Source organism: Paraburkholderia ginsengiterrae (genome assembly GCF_001645125.1).
GTDB lineage: Bacteria > Pseudomonadota > Gammaproteobacteria > Burkholderiales > Burkholderiaceae > Paraburkholderia > Paraburkholderia ginsengiterrae.
The window spans coordinates 21581-42306 of the sequence record NZ_LXKA01000065.1; the positions used below are offsets into that span (position 1 = coordinate 21581).

Below are 20726 nucleotides of genomic sequence, written 5' to 3' on the forward strand. Positions count from 1 at the left end.
CACTCCGATGCGCCCTAATGTCCCACCGCGGCGTGTGCCGCGTTCGCTTCGCGCAGCCGCATGAATTCGCGGTCGTACGACAGAAGCCGCCACGCGCTCGCCTCAAGTTCGCTTTTGCGGTCACGCTGGTCGCTGCGCACGGCACAGTCGGGGAAATGGCGGTCGTATTCACGCCACAGGGAGTCGAGGTCGTTGGTATCGGCGAACTTCGCGATGCGCTGTTTATCGTTCAGCGTCAAACGGCTCGTCAGGCATTCGACCGTCTGCCGATCCGTGTTCGCCTGAGCGTCGTCGAAATTGCGCGACACCCAATTCACGACGACCACGCCTACCAATGCCACGGCCAAGCCCGTCCCCAACCAACCAATTGTTCGCATTTTTATCCCCGGAATGTGGGCTCTAGCGGCCCTGATCCGGCGATTCTACAGCGCTCCCGAGCAATTGTTACCAAATAGTAAGATTTTGCCCCCAACCCGAGGCACTGCTTTCCCGTTCACGCTCCGGTGAGCCGATCCGAACGGGTTACAATTACGCCTTTCGTGAAAACTCGCACCCCGTCGTTGAGCTCACGCCCCGATCCGGTGTCTTGCCCCGCTCCGCTGCGTGTCTCTGACACGCCAACCGCGCAGACTTCCCAAGTCCTGCACACAGCGTCGAGCGCATCACGCAACTTACTGATTCACTGAAGGAATTTTCATGAGCCTCCAATGCGGCATCGTCGGCCTGCCTAACGTCGGCAAGTCCACCCTGTTCAATGCGCTGACCAAGGCGGGTATCGCCGCCGAAAACTATCCGTTCTGCACGATCGAGCCGAACGTCGGCATTGTCGAGGTGCCGGACGCCCGTCTGAAGGCGCTTGCCGAAATCGTCAAGCCGGAGCGCATCCTGCCGGCGGTGGTGGAGTTCGTCGATATCGCCGGTCTCGTGGCCGGTGCGAGCAAGGGCGAAGGCCTCGGCAACCAGTTCCTCGCCAACATCCGCGAAACCGATGCGATCACGCACGTGGTGCGCTGTTTTGAAGACGAGAACGTGATTCACGTCGCGAACAAGATCGACCCGCTGTCGGATATCGAAGTGATCAACACCGAACTGGCGCTGGCCGACCTCGCAACGGTCGAAAAGGCGCTGGCGCGCTATTCGAAGGCGGCCAAGTCGGGCAACGACAAGGAAGCGGTCAAGAACGCCGCCGTGCTGGAAAAGGTGCGCGCCCAGCTCGACCAGGCCAAGCCGGTCCGTGCGCTCGACCTGACCGACGAAGAAAAGGCCACGCTCAAGCCGTTCTGTCTGATCACTGCCAAGCCGACCATGTACGTCGCCAACGTGAAGGAGGACGGCTTCGAGAACAATCCGCATCTCGACGCGGTCACGAAATTCGCCGCGGCGGAAAACGCGCCGGTGGTGGCCGTGTGCGCCGCGATCGAAGCGGAAATCGCCGACCTCGACGAAGCCGACATGGAAGTGTTCCTCGCCGACATGGGCATGCACGAGCCCGGCCTGAACCGCGTGATTCGCGCGGGCTTCAAGCTGCTCGGCCTGCAAACGTACTTCACGGCGGGCGTGAAGGAAGTGCGCGCGTGGACGATCCATATCGGCGACACCGCGCCGCAAGCGGCCGGCGCGATTCACACCGACTTCGAGCGCGGCTTCATTCGTGCGCAGACGATCGCGTTCAACGACTACATCACGTACAAGGGTGAACAAGGCGCGAAAGAAGCCGGCAAGATGCGCGCGGAAGGCAAGGAATACGTCGTGCACGACGGTGACGTGATGAACTTCCTGTTCAACGTCTAAGTCCGCGTTCCGGCTTTGACGCCGGGCGGCCACGGGTGAAAGCCTCAGCGCCGCCGCCCGCAGCCTTGGAACTCACGAGAAGAGCCCGCGCCACGCGGGCTCTTTGTTTTGTTGGCCGCCACTTGCGTTTTCTGGCGCCGACTGTTTCCGTTTTGTGACACCGATGTTAGATTGCGGCATCCGGTATTCGTCAAAAGCGGCCCGCGCCGCCCGGCTATCGACTCCGGATTGTCATCGAACACCAATAGAATCGCGCGATTCGCATCCGGGAGACCAATCGATGAGTTTGAAGACGTTAGTCCGTTCGCTTTCCGTGGCAGCCGTGTTGAGCATCGGCGTCAGTCAGGCGGCCCAGGCCGCAACCGAAATCCAGTTCTGGCACGCCATGGAAGCCGCGCTGGGCGAGCGTCTGAACGACATCGCCAACGCGTTTAACGCGTCGCAAAGCGACTACAAGATCGTGCCAGTGTTCAAAGGCGCCTACGACCAGACGCTCGCCGCCGGCATTGCGGCTTATCGCAGCGGCAACGCGCCGGCGATTCTGCAGGTCTATGAAGTCGGCACCGCCACGATGATGCAGGCGAAAAAGGCCGTGATTCCGGTCTCGGATGTGTTCAAGCAGGCGGGCGTGCCGCTCGACGAAAAAGCCTTCGTGCCGACCATCGCGAGCTATTACAGCGACGCCAAAACCGGCGAGCTGATCTCCATGCCGTTCAATAGCTCGACGCCGGTGCTGTACTACAACAAGGACGCCTTCAAGAAAGCCGGCCTCGACCCGAACCAGCCGCCGAAAACATGGGCTGAATTGCAGGTCGACGCGCAGAAGCTGAAAGCCTCCGGCATGACGTGCGGCTATTCGTCCGGCTGGCAAAGCTGGATTCAACTCGAAAACTTCAGCGCCTGGAACGGCGTGCCGTTCGCGTCGAAGGACAACGGCTTCGGCGGCCCGGACGCCGAGCTGGAGTTCAACAAGCAGTTGCAGGTCGCGCATATCCAGTTCCTGCAGAACATGGAAAAGGACGGCACGTTCACCTATGTCGGCCGCAAGGACGAACCGGTGTCGAAGTTCTATAGCGGCGACTGCGGCATCATCACGAACTCGTCGGGATCGCTCGCCACGATCAAGAAATACGCCAAGTTCAATTTCGGCACCGGCATGATGCCGTACGACGCCAGCGTGAAGGGCGCGCCGCAGAACGCGATTATCGGCGGGGCCAGCCTGTGGGTGTTGTCGGGCAAGGATCCGGCCGTGTACAAGGGCGTAGCGAAATTCCTCGCGTATCTGTCGTCGGCGCCGGTTGCGGCGAAGTGGCACCAGGACACCGGCTATCTGCCGGTCACGACCGCCGCGTATCAATTGACGCAGCAGCAAGGCTTCTACGAGAAGAACCCAGGCAGCGACACCGCCATCAAGCAGATGCTCAACAAGCCGCCTCTGCCGTACACGAAGGGCCTGCGTCTGGGCAACATGCCGCAGATCCGCACCATCATCGACGAAGAGCTCGAACAGGTCTGGGCGCAGAAGAAGACACCGCAACAGGCGCTCGACTCGTCCGTGTCGCGTGGCGATGAACTGCTGCGCCGCTTCGAGAAAGCCGGCAGCTAAGCCAGCGCCGCCGGGGTTTCGGCGCCCTCGCGCCGAAACCCGTAGTGGCGGCGGAACCCCGGGAATTATCGATGGAAAAGCGCTCCAGCTTCGGCACCAGCCTGCTGCCCTATCTGCTCGTCGCGCCGCAGCTCGCGATCACGGTGCTGTTCTTCCTGTGGCCGGCCGGCGAGGCGCTCTGGCAATCCACACAGAGCCAGGACGCGTTCGGCACATCGAGCGAGTTCGTCGGACTCGCCAACTTCAAGCAGTTGTTCGCCGATCCGCTTTATCTGTCGTCGTTCAATACGACGCTGATTTTCTGCGCGCTCGTCACCGTCTCGGGACTCGTGATTTCGTTGCTGCTGGCCATGTGCGCCGATCGCGTGACGCGCGGTGCAAAGGTTTATCAGACGCTCCTGATCTGGCCGTATGCGGTGGCGCCCGCCATTGCCGCGGTGCTGTGGTCGTTCCTGTTCAACCCGAGCATCGGCCTCGTGACGTACGCGCTCGCGAAGCAAGGCATCGTGTGGAATCACGCATTGAACGCGGGTCAGGCGATGTTTCTGGTGGTGCTCGCGTCCGTCTGGAAACAGGTCAGCTATAACTTCCTGTTTTTCTATGCGGGCTTGCAGGCGATTCCACGCTCGCTCATCGAAGCGGCCGCAATCGACGGCGCGGGACCGGTGCGGCGCTTTTTCGGCATTGCGCTGCCGCTGCTGTCGCCGACCAGTTTCTTCCTGCTGGTGATCAACATCACCTATGCCTTCTTCGACACGTTCCCGGTGATCGACGCCGCCACCGGCGGCGGCCCCGCGCAATCGACCCGCACGCTGATCTACAAGATCTTCGCCGAAGGTTTCCAGGGGCTCGACATCGGCAGTTCGGGCGCGCAGTCGGTGGTCCTGATGGTGATCGTCGTGGCGTTGACCGTCGTGCAATTCCGCTTCATCGAACGCAGGGTTCAATACTCATGATCGAGAACCGCCGCGGTTTCGACCTGTTCTGCCACGCGGTGCTGATTCTCGGCGTCGTGCTGGTGGTGTTTCCGGTGTACGTCGCGTTCTGCGCGGCGACCATGAGCGAGCACGAGGTGTTCAGCGTGCCGCTCTCGCTAGTGCCGAGCACGCATCTGTTCGAGAACATCGCGACGGTCTGGTCGCAAGGCAGCGGCAACGCGGCGGCGCCGTTCGGCCGCATGCTGTTCAACAGCCTCGTGATGGCGCTGGTGATTTCGATCGGCAAGATTGCCATCTCGATGATCTCGGCGTACGCGATCGTGTTTTTCCGCTTTCCGTTTCGCAATCTGTCGTTCTGGCTGATCTTCATCACGCTGATGCTGCCGGTCGAAGTGCGGATCTTTCCGACCGTGCAGGTCGTGTCGTCGGTGCATCTGAGCAACACCTATAGCGGCTTGACGTTGCCGCTGATCGCGTCGGCCACCGCGACGTTCCTGTTCCGCCAGTTCTTCATGACGCTGCCGGACGAATTGATGGAAGCGGCACGCATCGACGGCGCGGGCGCCATGCGATTTTTCTGGGACGTCGTTCTGCCGCTGTCGAAGACGAATATGGCGGCGCTCTTCGTGATCACGTTCATCTACGGCTGGAATCAGTACCTGTGGCCGATCCTGATCACGAGCCAGCAATCGCTGACCACGGCCGTGGTCGGCATCAAGAGCATGATCGCCTCGGGCGACACCGCGACCGAATGGCATCTCGTCATGACCGCGACGTTGCTCGCCATGCTGCCGCCGCTTGCGGTCGTACTGACCATGCAGCGCTGGTTCGTGCGCGGGTTGGTGGACTCGGAGAAATAAGCCGTTTCATGGCGAACTCCGGCATTCAAATCAGGAACACCGCGCTACGCGGCACGCAACGAAAAGGCTAGAACGGCATGGCTGCACTGACTCTGCAAGGCGTTAAAAAAACCTACGACGGCAAACAGTTCGTGCTGCACGGCATCGACGTGAACGTCTCCGACGGTGAATTCATCGTGATGGTCGGCCCGTCCGGTTGTGGCAAATCGACCTTGTTGCGGATGGTGGCGGGACTCGAGCGCATCTCCGAGGGCAGCATTTCGATCGCCGGCAAGGTGGTCAACGAACTGGAGCCGAAGGATCGCAACATCGCGATGGTGTTCCAGAACTACGCGCTGTATCCGCACATGAGCGTGGCCGAAAACATGGGCTACGCACTGAAGATCGCGGGCGTCGAGCGCGGCCAGATTCACAGGCGCGTGCAGTCTGCCGCGCAGATTCTTGAACTCGAAGCACTGTTGCAACGCAAGCCGCGCGAGTTGTCAGGCGGCCAGCGGCAACGCGTCGCGATGGGCCGCGCGATTGTGCGCGAGCCGGCCGTGTTTCTGTTCGACGAACCCCTGTCGAACCTCGACGCGCGCCTGCGCGTGCAGATGCGTCTTGAAATCCAGCGTCTGCATTCCCGGCTTGCCACTACGAGTCTGTACGTCACGCACGATCAGATCGAAGCGATGACGCTGGCGCAACGCGTGATCGTGATGAACAAGGGCCACGCGGAACAGATCGGCGCGCCGACCGAGGTCTACGAACGGCCGGCCACGGTGTTCGTGGCGAGCTTCATCGGCTCGCCGGGGATGAATCTGCTGGAAGGCCGCGTGTCCGACGACGGCGCGACATTCGACGTGGCCGGCAACGGCCCGAAGCTGCCGCTCACAGGCGTGCCGCCGATCGGCCGCGAAGTCGCCAAGGGACGCGAATGGGTGCTCGGCATTCGCCCGGAACATATGAACGGGGATACAAACGCGGGTCGGGCGGACGCACCGCATGCAACCCTCACCGTCGATTCCTGCGAACTGCTAGGCGCGGACAATCTCGCGCATGGCCGCTGGGGCAAGCATGACGTGACGGTGCGCCTGCCGCACGCGCATCGGCCCGCGGCGGGCGAAGCGCTGCAGGTGGCACTGCCCGCGCAGCATCTGCACTTCTTCGATCCGGCGAGCGGACGGCGCGCGAACTGACGTCACCCCGGACGTCACCCCGGACATCACCGCGGACATGACGGCCAACACCCTTTGCCGTCTCCCCCCCGCCCCGAAGTACAATGCCACCTGAACAAACCGCCCGTGCGCGGAGCGTCGCGAGGTTAAACACCGCGCCCGACGCCGCGCCGGCCGGCGCCGGGCGCTCCGCCCGGCCATGACACCGGTTACCCTTCCACCCACGACCGCTCGCCCCCATGCGGCTGGCGTCGTCAACGTCTATTGCAAGCAAATGGCCCAATACGTCTTCACCATGAACCGGGTCGGCAAAATCGTGCCGCCCAAGCGTCAAATCCTGAAAGACATCTCGCTGTCGTTTTTCCCCGGTGCGAAGATTGGCCTGCTCGGCCTGAACGGCTCGGGCAAGTCGACGCTGATCCGCATCATGGCCGGCGTGGACAAGGACATCGAAGGCGAAGCCACGCCGATGCCGAACCTGAACATCGGCTACCTGCCGCAGGAGCCGAAGCTCGACCCGACCAAGACGGTGCGTGAAGCGGTCGAGGAAGGTCTCGGCGACGTGTTCAACGCGCAGAAGAAACTCGACGAAATCTACGCGGCCTACGCCGAGCCGGACGCCGACTTCGACGCGCTCGCCGCCGAACAAGCCAAATACGAAGCGATCCTCGCCACCACCGACGGCGGCAGCGCCGAGCAGCAGATCGAAATCGCAGCCGACGCGCTGCGCCTGCCGGCCTGGGACGCGAAGATCGAACATCTGTCGGGCGGCGAAAAGCGCCGCGTCGCACTGTGCAAGCTGCTGCTCGAAAAGCCGGACATGCTGCTGCTCGACGAGCCGACCAACCACCTGGACGCCGAATCGGTCGACTGGCTCGAGCAATTCTTGACGCGCTTCCCGGGCACCGTGGTCGCCGTGACCCACGACCGCTACTTCCTCGATAACGCCGCCGAATGGATTCTGGAACTCGACCGCGGCCACGGCATTCCGTGGAAGGGCAACTACAGCAGCTGGCTCGACCAGAAGGAAGAGCGCCTGAAGCAGGAAGAGTCGTCGGAATCGGCGCGTCAGAAGGCGATCAAGAAGGAACTGGAGTGGGTGCGCCAGAACCCGAAGGGCCGTCAGGCGAAGTCGAAGGCGCGTATTGCCCGCTTCGAGGAACTGAACAGCCAGGACTACCAGAAGCGCAACGAGACCTCGGAAATCTTCATCCCGGTCGGCGACCGCCTCGGTAACGAAGTGATCGAATTCAAGAACGTCAGCAAGTCGTACGGCGACCGGCTGCTGCTCGACAACGTCAGCTTCAAGGTTCCGGCGGGCGCGATCGTCGGCATCATCGGTCCGAACGGCGCCGGCAAGTCGACGCTGTTCCGCATGCTGACCGGCCGCGAACAGCCGGATTCGGGTGAAATCGTGCAAGGCCCGACCGTCAAGCTCGCCTACGTGGACCAGAGCCGCGACGCGCTGGACGGCTCGAAGACCGTGTTCGAGGAAATCTCCGGCGGGGCTGACGTGCTGACGGTCGGCAAGTACGAGACGCCGTCGCGTGCGTACATCGGCCGCTTCAACTTCAAGGGCGGCGACCAGCAGAAGACCGTCGGCAATCTGTCGGGCGGCGAGCGCGGCCGCTTGCATCTGGCCAAGACGCTGATCGCGGGCGGCAACGTGCTGCTGCTGGACGAACCGTCGAACGACCTCGACGTCGAAACGCTGCGCGCGCTCGAAGACGCGTTGCTCGAATTCGCGGGCTCGGTGATGGTGATTTCGCACGATCGCTGGTTCCTCGACCGTATCGCCACGCACATCCTCGCGTTCGAAGGCGACTCGCAAATTACCTTCTTCGACGGCAACTACCAGGAATACGAAGCGGACAAGCGCGCACGCCTGGGTGAAGAAGCGGCACGTCCGAAGCGTCTGCGTTACAAGCCGATCACGCGATAAAGCCAGACTTGGTGGCCGCCCGTCGCCCGACGGGCGCCAAGGCACACGCATTGCGTGCGTCGGCGTGAAACCTGTCGTCGCGGCGGGACGCACCTGTTCCTCCCGAACGAGCACGGATAGCGCACGCCGAACCTGTGGGCGAGGAGGCAAGCATGGCGATGTCGAAGGGCCAGCGCTGGATTGTGGCTGTCGTCGGCGTGCTGCTCGTGCTTCTCGTCGTCGCGGTCGGCGCCCTGCAATTCGCGCAGCGCGAAGTCAGGGCGCGCGTGATCGCGGCACTCGGCCCATTGGGCAGCGTCGAACGCATCGACGTTGGCCTCACCTCGCTCCATCTCACCCACGTCATCATTAAAGCGCCGCCTGGCTGGCCGGCCGGCGATCCGCTCAGAGCGGACGAGATCACGCTGACGCCCGACATTCGTGATCTGCTCGCGCGGCGCATGCACATACGCAGCGTGGTGGTGCGCGGCTTCGACCTGGCCGCGCTGCGCACGAAAGACGGCGAGATCCGCTTGCTGCCCAAACTGCGCGAATCGGTGGAGAAGTCCGACGAACCGGCCAGCGGCGTGACGGCGCCCACCTCACGCGAAAAATGGGTCGATCACATCCGCTTCGAGCAGGGCAACTTCCACTTCTACGACGCGAGCGTCGGACCGCCGGCATTCAAGGTGACGGTCAGCAACGCCCACGCGAGCGTCGACAATCTGCGCCTACCCGCGCTCACTGAGCCGACCAGCGTCGACGTCACCGGCTCGATCAAAGGCCCGGCGCATACCGGCACGGTGTCGTTCAGCGGCTGGATCAAGATCGCCAGCAAGGATTCGCAGACCACGAGTCAACTGCGCGGCGTCGACATCGCGATGCTCGATCCGTATCTGGTGAAAAAAGCCGGCGCCAAAGCGCAAGTGACGGGTGGCACGGTCGATCTGACGATCGAATCGACGGTGCGCAACTATCAGTTGCACGCCCCCGGCACGCTGACGGTCCACAATCTGCAGCTTGCCGACAGCGGCAATCCGCTCGACACGTTCATGTCGATTCCGACCAAGGCGGCCGTCGCCGCGCTCAAGTCGCACAACGGTGACATCACACTGCATTTCGTGTTGGACGGGGATTTGCGCGACCCGAAATTCTCGGTGCAGGAAGGGCTGATGAAGCGCATCGGCGCCGGATTCGCCAAGGCGCTCGGCGTGAGCGTCGAAGACGTGGCGAAAGGCGCGGGAGAAACCGTGAAAGGCTTGGGTAACGCGTTGAAAAATCTGCTGGGTCAGTAGGCGCGCGCTGGCGCCTGAGCAGAAGCGAAGCGGCGCCGCTGGAACGCAGACACGCCGCCTTGCTGCTGGAAACGCGTGAAAATCAAACCGGCAGTCCCAGTTCGCGCAGTTTCGCTTCGGTGCGTGCCGCGCCGGTGTGATGCACTCCCTGCCACCCGAGCGCCGTCGCGGCCTCGGCGTTTTTCTGGTTGTCGTCGATGAACACCAGCTCGCCGGGCTCGATACCCGGCAATTGCGCCTCGATCCGCTCACGCATGGCGGCGAAGATCGCCGGATCGGGCTTGACCAGCTTCACCCGCCCCGACACGACGATGTCGCGAAACCGCCTGAGCACCGGGTAATGCTCCCACGCGTACGGAAAAGTCTCCGCCGACCAGTTGGTCAGCCCGAAGAGCGGCACCTTGGCCGCTTCGAGCTTTTCCATGATCGCCACGCCCTCTTCCAGCACGCCGGCCACCATTTCGTGCCAGCGCTCGTAAAACGCGCGGATCAGCGCTTCGTGATCGGGAAACTTCGCGACGAGTTCCTCGGTTCCCTCAGCAATCGGCTGGCCGCCGTCCTGACGCACCACCCAGTCCATCGAACAGACGTGGGTCAGAAACCAGCGGCGCTCGGTGTCGTCGGGAATCAGGCGGCGATACAGATACTCCGGATTCCAGTCGATCAGCACGCCGCCGAAATCGAACACCACTGCCTTGATAGCCATGCACGCTCCGTAAGCCAGGTCTCAGGCGTTTCAGATGGGTTGCGTACGCAACTCCAGCCACGCCTTCGCTTCGCCCGAAACATGCGGCGACAGGCGCGTGCGCACCGTCTCGTGATACGCGTTGAGCCACGCGCGTTCGTCCTCGCGCAGCAGCGACAGATCGAGGCAGCGCGTGTCGATCGGGCACAGCGTCAGCGTTTCGAACTTGAGGAAGTCGCCAAATTCGGTTTGCCCGGCGGGCACGTTCAGCACGAGGTTTTCGATCCGCACGCCCCACTTGCCTGGACGGTAAATGCCCGGTTCGACCGAGGTGATCATGCCTTCTTCCATCGCGGTCCACGGTTCGGCCGGCGCGTAGTGCGAGATCACCTGCGGGCCTTCGTGCACGTTCAGGAAGTAGCCCACGCCGTGACCCGTGCCGTGGCCGTAGTCGGCGCCGGCTTCCCAGATCGGCGCACGGGCGATCGCGTCGAGCATCGGCGAGCGGATGCCGCGCGGGAATTGCGCGCGCGACAACGCCATCGTGCCTTTGAGGACAATTGTGAAATCGCGCCGCTGCGCTTCGCTGATGGTGCCGATCGGCACGACACGCGTGATGTCGGTCGTGCCGCTCAGATACTGCGCGCCGGAGTCGATCAGCAGCAAACCGTTGCCCTCGATCACCGAATGCGATTCGGCAGTCGCGCGGTAGTGCGGCATCGCGCCGTTGGCATTGAAGCCCGCGATCGTCGCGAAACTCAGCGACACGAAGCCCGGACGACGCGCGCGGGCGGCCGTCAGGCGTTCGTCGATGGTGAGTTCGGTGATCGTCTCGCGGCCCAACGCGCCTTCGAACCAGGCGAAGAACTCCGCCAGCGCGGCGCCGTCCTGTTCCATCGTCTCGCGCACATGCTCGGCTTCGGCCGCGGTCTTGCGCGACTTGAAGAAGGTGGACGGATTGATCGCCTCGACCACCGTGACCGCCGGCGGCACGGACTGCAGCGAGCCAATCGTGATGCGGCGCGGGTCGATCAGCAGCGTGCTGCCGGCGGGCAGCGCGGCAAGCGCGTCGGCAGCCTTGGCATACGGCTCGACGCTGATGTTGTCGCGCGCCAGCGCATCGGCCAACGCTTGCGGCACCTTGCCGTCGGCGACGAACAAAGCTGCGTGGTCGACACCGATCAGCGCGTGCGCCACGAACACCGGGTTATAGCTGACGTCGGCGCCACGCAGATTCAGCAGCCACGCGAGATCGTCGAGCGTGGAAATGAAGTGCCACTGCGCGCCCTTGTCCGCCATTGCGCGGCGAATCTGCGCGAGCTTGTCCGAACGCGCGACGCTCGCATGCGGCGCGGCATGCTCGAACACGGCGGCGGCCGGCAGCACCGGACGCTGAGGCCAGATTGCGTCGAACAGGTCGACGTCCGTGCGCAGCTTGACGCCACGCGCGCTGAGCGCCTGGCTCAATGCCCGCGCCGCCGCTACGCCGAGCACGGCACCATCCACGCCGACCGTGCCGCCCGCGGCCACGTTTTGCGCGAGCCATTCAAAATGCGGCGCGGTCTGTTGGCCACCGGTCATCTTCATGAGCTGAACGCCGGTGCCGGCCAGTTGGGCGTTGGCCTGCTCCCAATATCGGCTGTCGGTCCAGACGCCGGCGAAGTCAGCCGTGACGACCAGCGTGCCGGCCGAACCGGTGAAACCCGACAGCCACTGCCGGCCTTGCCAGCGTCCCGGCAGATATTCGGACAGATGCGGGTCCGAGGACGGCACCAGATAGGCGGCGACCCCTTCTCGCGCCATTGCGTTGCGCAACGTGGCGAGCCGTTCGGGGATGGAGGAAGTTTCGGGAAGTCGGGCATTCATCAGAGTCACCTGCAAATATTCATCGACGGGAAAGCAAGCCGACCGTCACGGCAACGGAGATCAACGCGACAGCGGTGCACGCCGGCCACTCAAGCGTATCACCATCGTGAAAGAGGCCGACGACGTTGCCGGCCATCAGCGCGAAAGCCGCGCCCAGCACGCCCGCCAGCATCGCCATCCACCAGCGGGCGCGGCTCGAACGCCGCAGCGGATGCAGCCACCACCCCGCGAGGCCGATCACCGCTCCCAGCACGACGATGCCGGCCCACCCCATTACCGGCCAGCCCCGCGCAGTTTCAGATTCGTCTCATGGGCGCAAGGGACCTGGACAGCTAGCATTTTTGTCTCATTAACTATTAAAGTCAGCATGGCGCTTTCCGCACAGCGGTTGAGTTTAGGGGTCGGGGTGATGTTAGGCAAGTTGTAAGCCTTACGGATAAACGATTCCCGGTCATTGCCAGGCTGAAAGCGCATCATGCGAATCGCCCTTATCGAGCCGGACGTGCGGCACGCCAAGCTGGTCTGCCGGTTGATCTTCGCCGCCGGCCATCTGTGCCAGCACTTCACGGCGAGCGCCACGTTCCTGAATCACGCCACCGACGAATTCTTCGATCTTCTCATCACCGAGAGCTGGGCTGGCGACCATAGTGCCGAAGACGTCATCCCACGCGCCCGCGCGATCCTGCCGAGCTTGCCGGTGATCGTGCTGATGTCGGCGCCGCGCGAAAGCCAGATCGTCGCGGCGCTGCATGCCGGCGCCGACGACTGCCTGGCCAAACCGGTGCGCGGTCCCGAGATGCTGGCCCGGATGGAAGCGCTTCTACGCCGCGCGGGCTTGCGCCGGCCACCCAACCGGCGGCACGATTTGATCAGCGGCTACAGGTTCGACTCGGCGCAGTTCGCCGTCACGTTCCGCGATCGCACGGTCTCGCTCACGCCGAAGGAGTTCCGCCTGGCGCTGCTGCTGTTCAGCAATCTGTCGCGGCCCGTGTCGCGCGCGCATATTCTGGATAACATCTGGACGCGCCGCCGTGGCGTAACGTCGCGTACTGTTGATACCCATGCTTCGCGGGTGCGGAGCAAATTGCAGCTTCACCCCGAGCACGGCTACTGTCTGACGCCACTTTACGGCTACGGCTACCAACTCGACGCGATCCCGAGCGAAGCCGTTGTGGAGGCCGTATAACGCGCGCACAATGTACGAATTGTGGAAACGCTATAATATTGGGCTAAACCATAGCTCCCACAAATGCAGCTTCTAACGATCGGAATCAATCACCACACTGCGCCTGTCGCCTTGCGCGAACGCGTGGCGTTTCCGCTCGAACAGATCAAGCCGGCACTGGACACCTTCAAGAGCATCTGGCTTGGCCCTAGCGCCAGTACCGCGCCGGAAGCGGCAATTCTGTCCACCTGCAACCGCACCGAACTCTACTGCGCGACCGACGACCAGGCCGCGCGTGAAGCCGCGATCCAGTGGCTCTCGAAGTATCACAATCTGCCCATCGAGGAACTGGCGCCGCACGTCTACGCGTTGCCGCAGTCGGAAGCCGTGCGCCACGCGTTTCGCGTCGCGTCGGGGCTCGATTCGATGGTGCTCGGCGAGACGCAAATTGTCGGACAAATGAAGGATGCGGTGCGTACCGCGTCCGAAGCCGGCGCGCTCGGCACGTATCTGAACCAATTGTTTCAGCGCACCTTCGCCGTGGCGAAGGAAGTGCGCAGCACGACGGAAATCGGCGCGCAATCGGTTTCGATGGCCGCCGCTGCCGTGCGCCTCGCCCAGCGGATTTTCGACAAGATCTCGAAGCAGCGCGTGCTGTTCATCGGGGCGGGCGAAATGATCGAGCTTTGCGCCACGCACTTCGCGGCGCAGCAACCGCGCGAACTCGTGGTCGCCAACCGTACGGCCGAGCGAGGCGCGCGCCTCGCCGAGCGCTTCAACGGCCGGGCCATTCCGCTGTCGGAACTGCCGTCGCGCATGCACGAGTTCGACATCATCGTTTCGTGCACCGCTTCCACCTTGCCGATCATCGGTCTGGGCGCGGTAGAGCGGGCCGTGAAAGCGCGCCGTCACCGGCCGATTTTCATGGTCGATCTGGCCGTTCCGCGCGACATCGAACCCGAAGTCGGCCAGCTCGAAGACGTGTTCCTGTACACCGTCGACGACCTCGGCGCGATCGTGCGTGAAGGCAACGCGTCGAGGCAAGCTGCCGTCGCGCAGGCCGAAGCGATCATCGAAACGCGCGTGCAGAATTTCATGCAGTGGCTCGACGCCCGCAGCATCGTGCCGGTGATCCGCCACATGCACACCCAGGCCGACGTGCTGCGCCGCGCCGAAGTCGAACGCGCACAGAAGATGCTCGCGCGCGGCGACGATCCAGCCGCGGTGCTCGAAGCGCTGTCGCAAGCTCTGACCAACAAGCTGATCCACGGTCCCACGCACGCGCTCAATCGCGCGAGCAGCGAGAACCGTGACACGCTCATCGAATTGATGGGCGGTTTCTACAAACACTCCGGCTCCACGGAGCGTTAGCGGCGCAGCCACCGCCGCTGTCCGGACCACCCACAAGTGGCCCGCGACGTGCTTCTGACCAAAGCATCTGCCCACTCCCCTAGTTGCAGTCCTTCCCGGAGCCCGCTCCGATACCCGTCCGATGAAAACGAGCATGCAACGCAAGCTCGACCAGCTCACTACCCGGCTGGCCGAACTGAACGATCTGTTGAGCCGCGAGGACATCACCTCGAATCTCGACCAATACCGCAAGCTCACGCGGGAACACGCCGAACTCGGGCCCGTGGTCGAGCACTACGCGCTGTGGCGCCAGGCCATGACCGACGCGGCCACCGCGCAGGAGTTGCTGACCGACGCCTCGATGCGCGACTTCGCCGAAGAAGAAATTCGCGCGGCGCGCGAGCGCATGGACAAACTCGGCGCCGAGTTGCAAAAAATGCTGCTGCCGAAGGACCCGAACGACGACCGCAACATCTTCGTCGAAATCCGCGCCGGTACCGGCGGCGACGAATCCGCGCTGTTCGCGGGCGACCTGCTGCGCATGTACCTGCGCTTTGCCGAGCGCAACCGCTGGCAGGTCGAGATGATGTCGGCGAGCGAGTCGGACCTCGGCGGCTACAAGGAAGTGATCGTGCGGATCGCCGGCGAAGCCGCCTATTCGAAACTCAAGTTCGAGTCGGGAGGCCATCGCGTACAGCGCGTGCCGGCCACCGAAACGCAGGGGCGCATCCACACCTCCGCCTGCACGGTGGCGGTCATGCCCGAAGCGGACGAAATCGGCGAAGTCGAGATCAATCCGGCCGATCTGCGCATCGACACGTTCCGCGCGTCCGGCGCGGGCGGCCAGCACATCAATAAGACCGATTCCGCGGTGCGCGTCACGCACTTGCCGACCGGTATCGTCGTCGAATGTCAGGACGACCGTTCGCAGCACAAGAACAAGGACCGCGCGCTGAAAGTGCTGGCCGCGCGCATCAAGGACAAGCAGTCGCACGAGCAGCAGGCGAAGGAAGCCGCCACCCGCAAGAGCCTGATCGGCTCGGGCGACCGCTCGGAGCGGATTCGCACCTACAACTTCCCGCAAGGGCGTCTCACGGATCACCGCATCAACCTGACGCTGTACCGTCTCGACGGGATCATGGACGGCGAGCTCGACGAGTTGATCGCAGCGCTCGTCAGCGAGCACCAGGCGGAGTTGCTGGCCTCTCTGGGCGACGCGGATTAAGCGCGCCCATGACATCGGCCACATCCGCCACGCCGGACACACCCGCCGCGCTATTGCGCGCCTCGCCGCTGCCACCGCTCGAAGCGCGCATTCTGCTCACGCATGTGCTCGGCTGGCGTCCCACGCAGCTCATTACGCGCAGTGACGAACCGCTCGACAGTGCGGGCGTCGAGCGTTACCGGGCGCTGGAGGCAAGGCGCCTCGCCGGCGAACCGGTGGCGCAGCTCGTCGGCGCGCGGGAGTTCTACGGGCTGGATTTCGAAGTCACGCCGCACGTGCTGATTCCGCGGCCCGAAACCGAATTGCTGGTCGAAACCGCGCTGACGGCAATGGAGCACATCTCGCGGCCTCGTGTGCTCGATCTCGGCACGGGCACCGGCGCGATAGCGGTGGCCATCGCGTCGATGCGGCCCGATGCGCAAGTCTGCGCTGTCGATCGTTCGGCCGAGGCGCTGGCAGTCGCCACGCGCAATGCCGCCCGGCTACTCGACGTAAAGCGCCCCGGCGGCGCCGTGGAGCTGACCCAAGGCGACTGGTACGGCTCGCTCGACGCCACGCGCCGGTTTGACGTGATCGTGAGCAATCCGCCGTATATCGCGAGCGGCGACCCGCATTTGTCGGAGGGCGATCTGCGCTTCGAGCCGCGCGGTGCGCTCACTGACGAAGCAGACGGCCTCAGCGCGATCCGCGTGATCATTGCGGGCGCGCCTGCGCGGCTCGCCGCCAATGGCGCATTGTGGATCGAACATGGCTACGATCAGGCTGAAACAGTGCGCGCGATGCTCGCCGCGCAAGGTTTCGCGCAAGTCCGCTCGGAGCGGGATCTCGCCGGCATCGAGCGGATCAGTGGCGGGCTGTACGCCGGCGCGGCTGAGGTGGCCGGCTAATCTGCATGACCTGAATACCCACAAGCGACGAACGGACAATGCGGCCGTCGGCCGTTGTTACTGAAATCCGCTATCATTTCAGCCTATTCTTTACACATCACGGAACCGCAAGGTCAGTCATGGATACGCAACAACGCATCAAGCAAATCGTCGACGACAACAATGTCGTGCTCTTCATGAAGGGCAGCGCCCAGTTCCCGATGTGCGGCTTTTCGGGCCGCGCCATCCAGATCCTGAAGGCGTGCGGCGTCGGCGAATTCAAAACCGTCAACGTCCTCGAAGACGACGAAGTCCGCCAGGGCATCAAGCAATTTTCGAACTGGCCGACCATTCCGCAGCTGTACGTGAAGGGTGAATTCATCGGCGGCTCGGACATCATGATGGAAATGTACGAATCGGGCGAACTGCAACAACTGTTCGCCGCGGCCTGAACGGTCACCACTGACCGTTTGCCCCCGGGTTTCTTCCCGCATTTCTTCGCATAAGGCGCCGCGAGCCATGGAAACACGCGCTGCGGCGCCACGTCGGCTGATCGTCGCCATCACTGGCGCGACCGGCGCCATCTACGGCGTCCGGATTCTCGAAACGCTGCGCAGGCTGGGCGGCGTCGAGAGCCATCTGCTGATTTCGAGCGCAGGCTGGCTCAATATCCAGCACGAACTCCAGTTGAGCAAGGAAGACGTGCATCCCCTCGCGGATGTCGTCCATTCGGTGCGCGATGTCGGCGCGAGCATTGCGTCGGGCTCGTTCGCCACCGAGGGCATGATCGTCGCGCCGTGCTCGATGAGAACACTCGCGAGCGTGGCGCACGGCCTCTCCGACAACCTGATCACCCGCGCCGCCGACGTCACGCTCAAGGAGCGCCGCCGGCTCGTGCTGCTCGTGCGCGAAACGCCGTTCAATCTGGCGCATCTGCGCAATATGACGGCCGTCACCGAAATGGGCGGCGTGATCTTTCCGCCCGTGCCCGCCTTCTACAACCAACCCAGCTCGATCGACGAAATGGTCGATCACACCGTGGCGCGGGTACTGGATCTGTTCGCGCTGGGGCCGGCTCTTTCGCCGGCCTGGACCGGGCTGCGCGGCACGCAGGACTAGCTTTTACTGGCGCCGTCGCATTGTCCGGCACGAACGGATTAACAACAACAGCGACACAATCAATTCCGCCTTCACCCGTTTATCAAACATGGGTGCGGATCTATATTGGTAGTTATCCAATCTCTACGCCGCGCCATCGCGGCAGTGCTGCCGCCATGACCCGCTTACCTTCGCTTTTCCTGTCCCACGGCGCGCCTACGTTGCCGATCGACCCGTCGCTGCCGTCGGCGGAATTCGGCGTGCTGAGCGCCCAACTGCCCCGCCCGGAATCGATCCTGATGCTGTCGGCCCACTGGGGCACGGCGCAACCCGTGGCGAGCATTGCCACGGCGCCGGAAACCATCCACGATTTCTACGGCTTTCCGCGTCAGCTGTACGAGATTCAGTACCCGGCGCCGGGCGCGCCCGAGGTGGCGCGCCGCGCCGCCGTGCTGCTCGGCGAGCACGGCGTCCTCACGGATGTCGAGCCGCATGGTCTCGATCACGGCGCGTGGGTGCCCATGCTGCTCATGTTCCCGCAAGCCGACGTGCCCGTCGCCCAGTTGTCGATCCAGCCGCACATGGACGCGGCGCATCACTTCCGCGTCGGCCGGGCGCTGCGCTCGCTGCAAGACGACGGCGTGATGGTGATCGGCTCCGGCCAGATCACGCATAACCTGCGCGCCGCCGACTTCTCGGCGCGCCCGGAAGATGCCGATCCGCGTGTCGTCGAATTCACAAACTGGTTCGAGGAAAAGCTTGCCGCGCACGACATCGACGCGCTGCTCGACTATCGTCGCCAGGCGCCGCATGCGGTGCTGATGCATCCGACCGACGAGCATCTGCTGCCGGTGTTCGCCGCCCTGGGTGCGGCGGACGACGATTATTCGCTCGCCATCCAGTCACTTGGGACTTATCAGCGCTCGCTCGCCATGACGAATTACGTGTTCGGCACGGCCTGACCGGCACCGCGAACCGACGGCGTCGAAGCTGCCGGTAAAGAAAAAGCCCGCCTGTGAGCTAGCGCTCAGGCGGGCTTTTTTTGCGCCGGGGCTCAACTGCGATCCGCCGGCGGATTCAATGCTGCGACTTAGTGTGCGCCTATGCCTTCGAGCACTTCGTCATGTTCGCCACGCTCGTCCAGGTATTCGGAGCGGTAGCCGCTATTCACACCCCAGTAGTAGAACACCAGCGAAAACGCGATGACCACCAGCATGTCCCAGCCGTAGGGAATGAGGTTATGACCGCCGAATTGCTTGCTGCCGATCAGCGACAGAATTGCCATGATCGGCAGATAGGCCACCAGCCACCATGCGGCCTTCAGATCGCGCCCCCAGCCGGCAAAACCCGACTTCGCCTGGAAGTAGAAGTACACCGGCAGCGCCACGACCATCAGCAGAATGATTTCGCCGGTCAGCGGCCACTTTGCCCAGTACAGGATCAGCGACGCGCAGACGAACGCGAACGGCGCAATGATCTTCATGCCCGGAATATGCAGCGGACGCTCGAGATCCGTCGCCGCGCGGCGCAGAGCCATCAGGCTGATCGGGCCGGTCAGGTACGAGATCACGGTCGCCACCGAGATCACCGCTGCCAGCGAGCTCCAGCCGCGGAAAAAGAACAGGAAGATGAACGACACCAGCAGGTTGAACCACATCGCCTGACGCGGCACGCCGTAGAACGGGTGCACGTTGCCGAACATCTTCGGCATCGTGTTGTTGCGCTCCATTGCGTAGATCATGCGGCTGGTGGTCGCCATGTAGGTCGTGCCGGTGCCGCTCGGGCTCACGAAGGCGTCGATGTACAGCAGGATCGCCAGCCAGTTCAGGTTCAGCGCGATCGCGAGTTCCGCGAACGGCGAAGCGAAGTTGAAGTGGCTCCAGCCCTTCATCACGTCGCTCGGATTCACCGCGCCAATATAGGCGACCTGCAGCAGCACGTAGATCACCAGCGCCAGCAGGATCGAGCCGATCACCGCGAACGGCACGCTCTTGGCCGGGTTGCGCGCTTCACCGGCAAGGTTGATCGGGCTCTGGAAACCGTTGAAGGCGAACACAATGCCGCTCGTCGACACCGCGGTCAGCACCGCCGACCAGCCGTACGGCGCGAAATTGCTGACTTGGCCGAAGTTTTCCTTGTGGAAGCCCGTCAGCATCAAACCAAGGATCGTCGCGCCCGGAATCAGGAACTTGAAGATCGTGATCGCCGAGTTGGCCCGCGCGAACAGCTTCACACCCCAATAGTTGAGCATGAAGTAAATGATCACGAGCGCCGCGGACAGCAATAACCCGTTAGTGGTTAGCGAGCCATCCACGAACAGCGCATGCGCCCAAGGATAGGGCCACGTGCTCATGTACTGAATGGAGGCTTCCGCCTCGATGGGAATCACCGAGACAATGGCGATCCAGTTGGCCCAGGCGCTGATAAAGCCGACCAGCGCGCCGTGCGAATAGCGCGCGTAGCGCACCATGCCGCCGGACTCCGGGAACATCGCGCCGAGTTCCGCGTAGGTCAATGCGATCGCGAGAATCACCACCGCGCCGATAATCCAAGCGCAAATGGCGGCCGGACCCGCAATTTTTGCAGCCTTCCACGCGCCGAACAGCCAGCCCGATCCGATGATCGAACCCAGACCGGTCAACATCAGCGCGAACGGCCCGATGTTCCGTTGTATAGAACTTTTCACGTCTTCTCCTGTGTCGGCCAGAGTTGGCGCTTTAGCGCTTACTCTGGCCCCATACATAGTATGTCGGTCGGAGTTAGCGCTTTAACGCTTACTCCGACCCCATACATCGTGTGTCGGCCAGAGTTAGCGCTGTAACACCCTCTAGCCCCTTACACCGTGTGTCGGCCGGAGTTAGTGCTTTAACACCGTCTCCAGCCCCATGCAAGTTTGTAGCAAT

The 20726-nt window shown here is 63.3% G+C and carries 19 protein-coding genes; 14 read left to right on the forward strand and 5 right to left on the reverse strand.

Annotation, left to right across the window (positions count from 1 at the left end; genetic code table 11):
* Positions 1-14: 14 nt before the first annotated feature.
* Positions 15-377: a hypothetical protein gene (locus A6V37_RS04465; RefSeq protein WP_064267564.1), complete on the reverse strand. Its 363-nt coding sequence runs from the start codon at positions 375-377 to the stop codon at positions 15-17.
* A 319-nt stretch (positions 378-696) separates the two neighbouring features.
* Between A6V37_RS04465 and ychF the strand changes: the two genes are divergently transcribed.
* The 7 genes from ychF to A6V37_RS04500 all read left to right on the forward strand — a co-directional run bounded on the left by ychF (position 697) and on the right by A6V37_RS04500 (position 9568).
* Positions 697-1791 carry a redox-regulated ATPase YchF gene (gene ychF, locus A6V37_RS04470; RefSeq protein WP_064267563.1) on the forward strand — a complete coding sequence of 365 codons (1095 nt, stop codon included), beginning with the start codon at positions 697-699 and terminating at the stop codon, positions 1789-1791.
* Between the two features lie 280 nt (positions 1792-2071).
* The gene (gene ugpB, locus A6V37_RS04475) at positions 2072-3397 is read left to right on the forward strand and encodes a sn-glycerol-3-phosphate ABC transporter substrate-binding protein UgpB (protein WP_064267562.1); all 1326 of its coding nucleotides are present in this window, start codon (positions 2072-2074) and stop codon (positions 3395-3397) included.
* 71 nt (positions 3398-3468) lie between these two features.
* Positions 3469-4353, forward strand: a complete 885-nt coding sequence (gene ugpA / locus A6V37_RS04480; RefSeq protein ID WP_064267561.1) for a sn-glycerol-3-phosphate ABC transporter permease UgpA — start codon at positions 3469-3471, stop codon at positions 4351-4353.
* On the forward strand, positions 4350-5195 hold the full coding sequence (gene ugpE, locus A6V37_RS04485) for a sn-glycerol-3-phosphate ABC transporter permease UgpE (RefSeq protein WP_064267560.1): 846 nt from the start codon (positions 4350-4352) through the stop codon (positions 5193-5195). The genes ugpA and ugpE overlap by 4 nt, the downstream gene beginning before the upstream one ends.
* A 77-nt stretch (positions 5196-5272) precedes the next feature.
* Entirely contained in the window at positions 5273-6373 is a 1101-nt protein-coding gene (locus A6V37_RS04490) for a sn-glycerol-3-phosphate import ATP-binding protein UgpC (protein ID WP_064267559.1), read from the forward strand.
* Between the two features lie 253 nt (positions 6374-6626).
* Positions 6627-8294 (forward strand): energy-dependent translational throttle protein EttA, encoded by a 1668-nt coding sequence (gene ettA, locus A6V37_RS04495; protein ID WP_064267558.1) that lies wholly within the window; start codon positions 6627-6629, stop codon positions 8292-8294.
* 152 nt (positions 8295-8446) lie between these two features.
* The gene (locus tag A6V37_RS04500) at positions 8447-9568 is read left to right on the forward strand and encodes a DUF748 domain-containing protein (protein ID WP_064267557.1); all 1122 of its coding nucleotides are present in this window, start codon (positions 8447-8449) and stop codon (positions 9566-9568) included.
* 82 nt (positions 9569-9650) lie between these two features.
* Here the strand turns inward: A6V37_RS04500 and A6V37_RS04505 are convergent, their stop codons facing one another.
* The 3 genes from A6V37_RS04505 to A6V37_RS04515 are packed head-to-tail and all read right to left on the reverse strand — an operon-like array spanning position 9651 to position 12393.
* Positions 9651-10274, reverse strand: a complete 624-nt coding sequence (locus tag A6V37_RS04505; protein ID WP_064267556.1) for an HAD family hydrolase — start codon at positions 10272-10274, stop codon at positions 9651-9653.
* Positions 10275-10304: 30 nt separating this feature from the next.
* Positions 10305-12119 (reverse strand): aminopeptidase P family protein, encoded by a 1815-nt coding sequence (locus A6V37_RS04510; RefSeq protein WP_064267555.1) that lies wholly within the window; start codon positions 12117-12119, stop codon positions 10305-10307.
* Positions 12120-12138: 19 nt separating this feature from the next.
* On the reverse strand, positions 12139-12393 hold the full coding sequence (locus A6V37_RS04515; RefSeq protein WP_064267554.1) for a hypothetical protein: 255 nt from the start codon (positions 12391-12393) through the stop codon (positions 12139-12141).
* Positions 12394-12594: 201 nt separating this feature from the next.
* Here A6V37_RS04515 and A6V37_RS04525 point away from each other — a divergent pair, with 201 nt between their 5' ends.
* The 7 genes from A6V37_RS04525 to A6V37_RS04555 all read left to right on the forward strand — a co-directional run bounded on the left by A6V37_RS04525 (position 12595) and on the right by A6V37_RS04555 (position 18785).
* A complete protein-coding gene (locus A6V37_RS04525; RefSeq protein WP_064267552.1) occupies positions 12595-13305 on the forward strand; it encodes a response regulator transcription factor in 711 nt (236 codons plus the stop codon).
* Between the two features lie 63 nt (positions 13306-13368).
* Positions 13369-14655 (forward strand): glutamyl-tRNA reductase, encoded by a 1287-nt coding sequence (gene hemA, locus A6V37_RS04530; RefSeq protein ID WP_064267551.1) that lies wholly within the window; start codon positions 13369-13371, stop codon positions 14653-14655.
* A gap of 121 nt (positions 14656-14776) precedes the next feature.
* On the forward strand, positions 14777-15859 hold the full coding sequence (gene prfA / locus A6V37_RS04535) for a peptide chain release factor 1 (protein WP_064267550.1): 1083 nt from the start codon (positions 14777-14779) through the stop codon (positions 15857-15859).
* An 8-nt stretch (positions 15860-15867) separates the two neighbouring features.
* Positions 15868-16746, forward strand: a complete 879-nt coding sequence (gene prmC / locus A6V37_RS04540; RefSeq protein WP_064267549.1) for a peptide chain release factor N(5)-glutamine methyltransferase — start codon at positions 15868-15870, stop codon at positions 16744-16746.
* Between the two features lie 119 nt (positions 16747-16865).
* Complete coding sequence (gene grxD, locus A6V37_RS04545) at positions 16866-17177, forward strand: Grx4 family monothiol glutaredoxin (RefSeq protein ID WP_064267548.1); 312 nt, start codon at positions 16866-16868, stop codon at positions 17175-17177.
* 67 nt (positions 17178-17244) lie between these two features.
* Entirely contained in the window at positions 17245-17844 is a 600-nt protein-coding gene (locus A6V37_RS04550) for a UbiX family flavin prenyltransferase (RefSeq protein ID WP_064267547.1), read from the forward strand.
* 155 nt (positions 17845-17999) lie between these two features.
* Positions 18000-18785, forward strand: coding sequence for a DODA-type extradiol aromatic ring-opening family dioxygenase (locus tag A6V37_RS04555; RefSeq protein ID WP_064285812.1), 786 nt, complete (start codon positions 18000-18002; stop codon positions 18783-18785).
* A gap of 128 nt (positions 18786-18913) precedes the next feature.
* Here A6V37_RS04555 and A6V37_RS04560 read toward each other — a convergent pair whose 3' ends face one another.
* Complete coding sequence (locus tag A6V37_RS04560; RefSeq protein WP_064267545.1) at positions 18914-20509, reverse strand: APC family permease; 1596 nt, start codon at positions 20507-20509, stop codon at positions 18914-18916.
* Between the last annotated feature and the right edge of the window lie 217 nt (positions 20510-20726).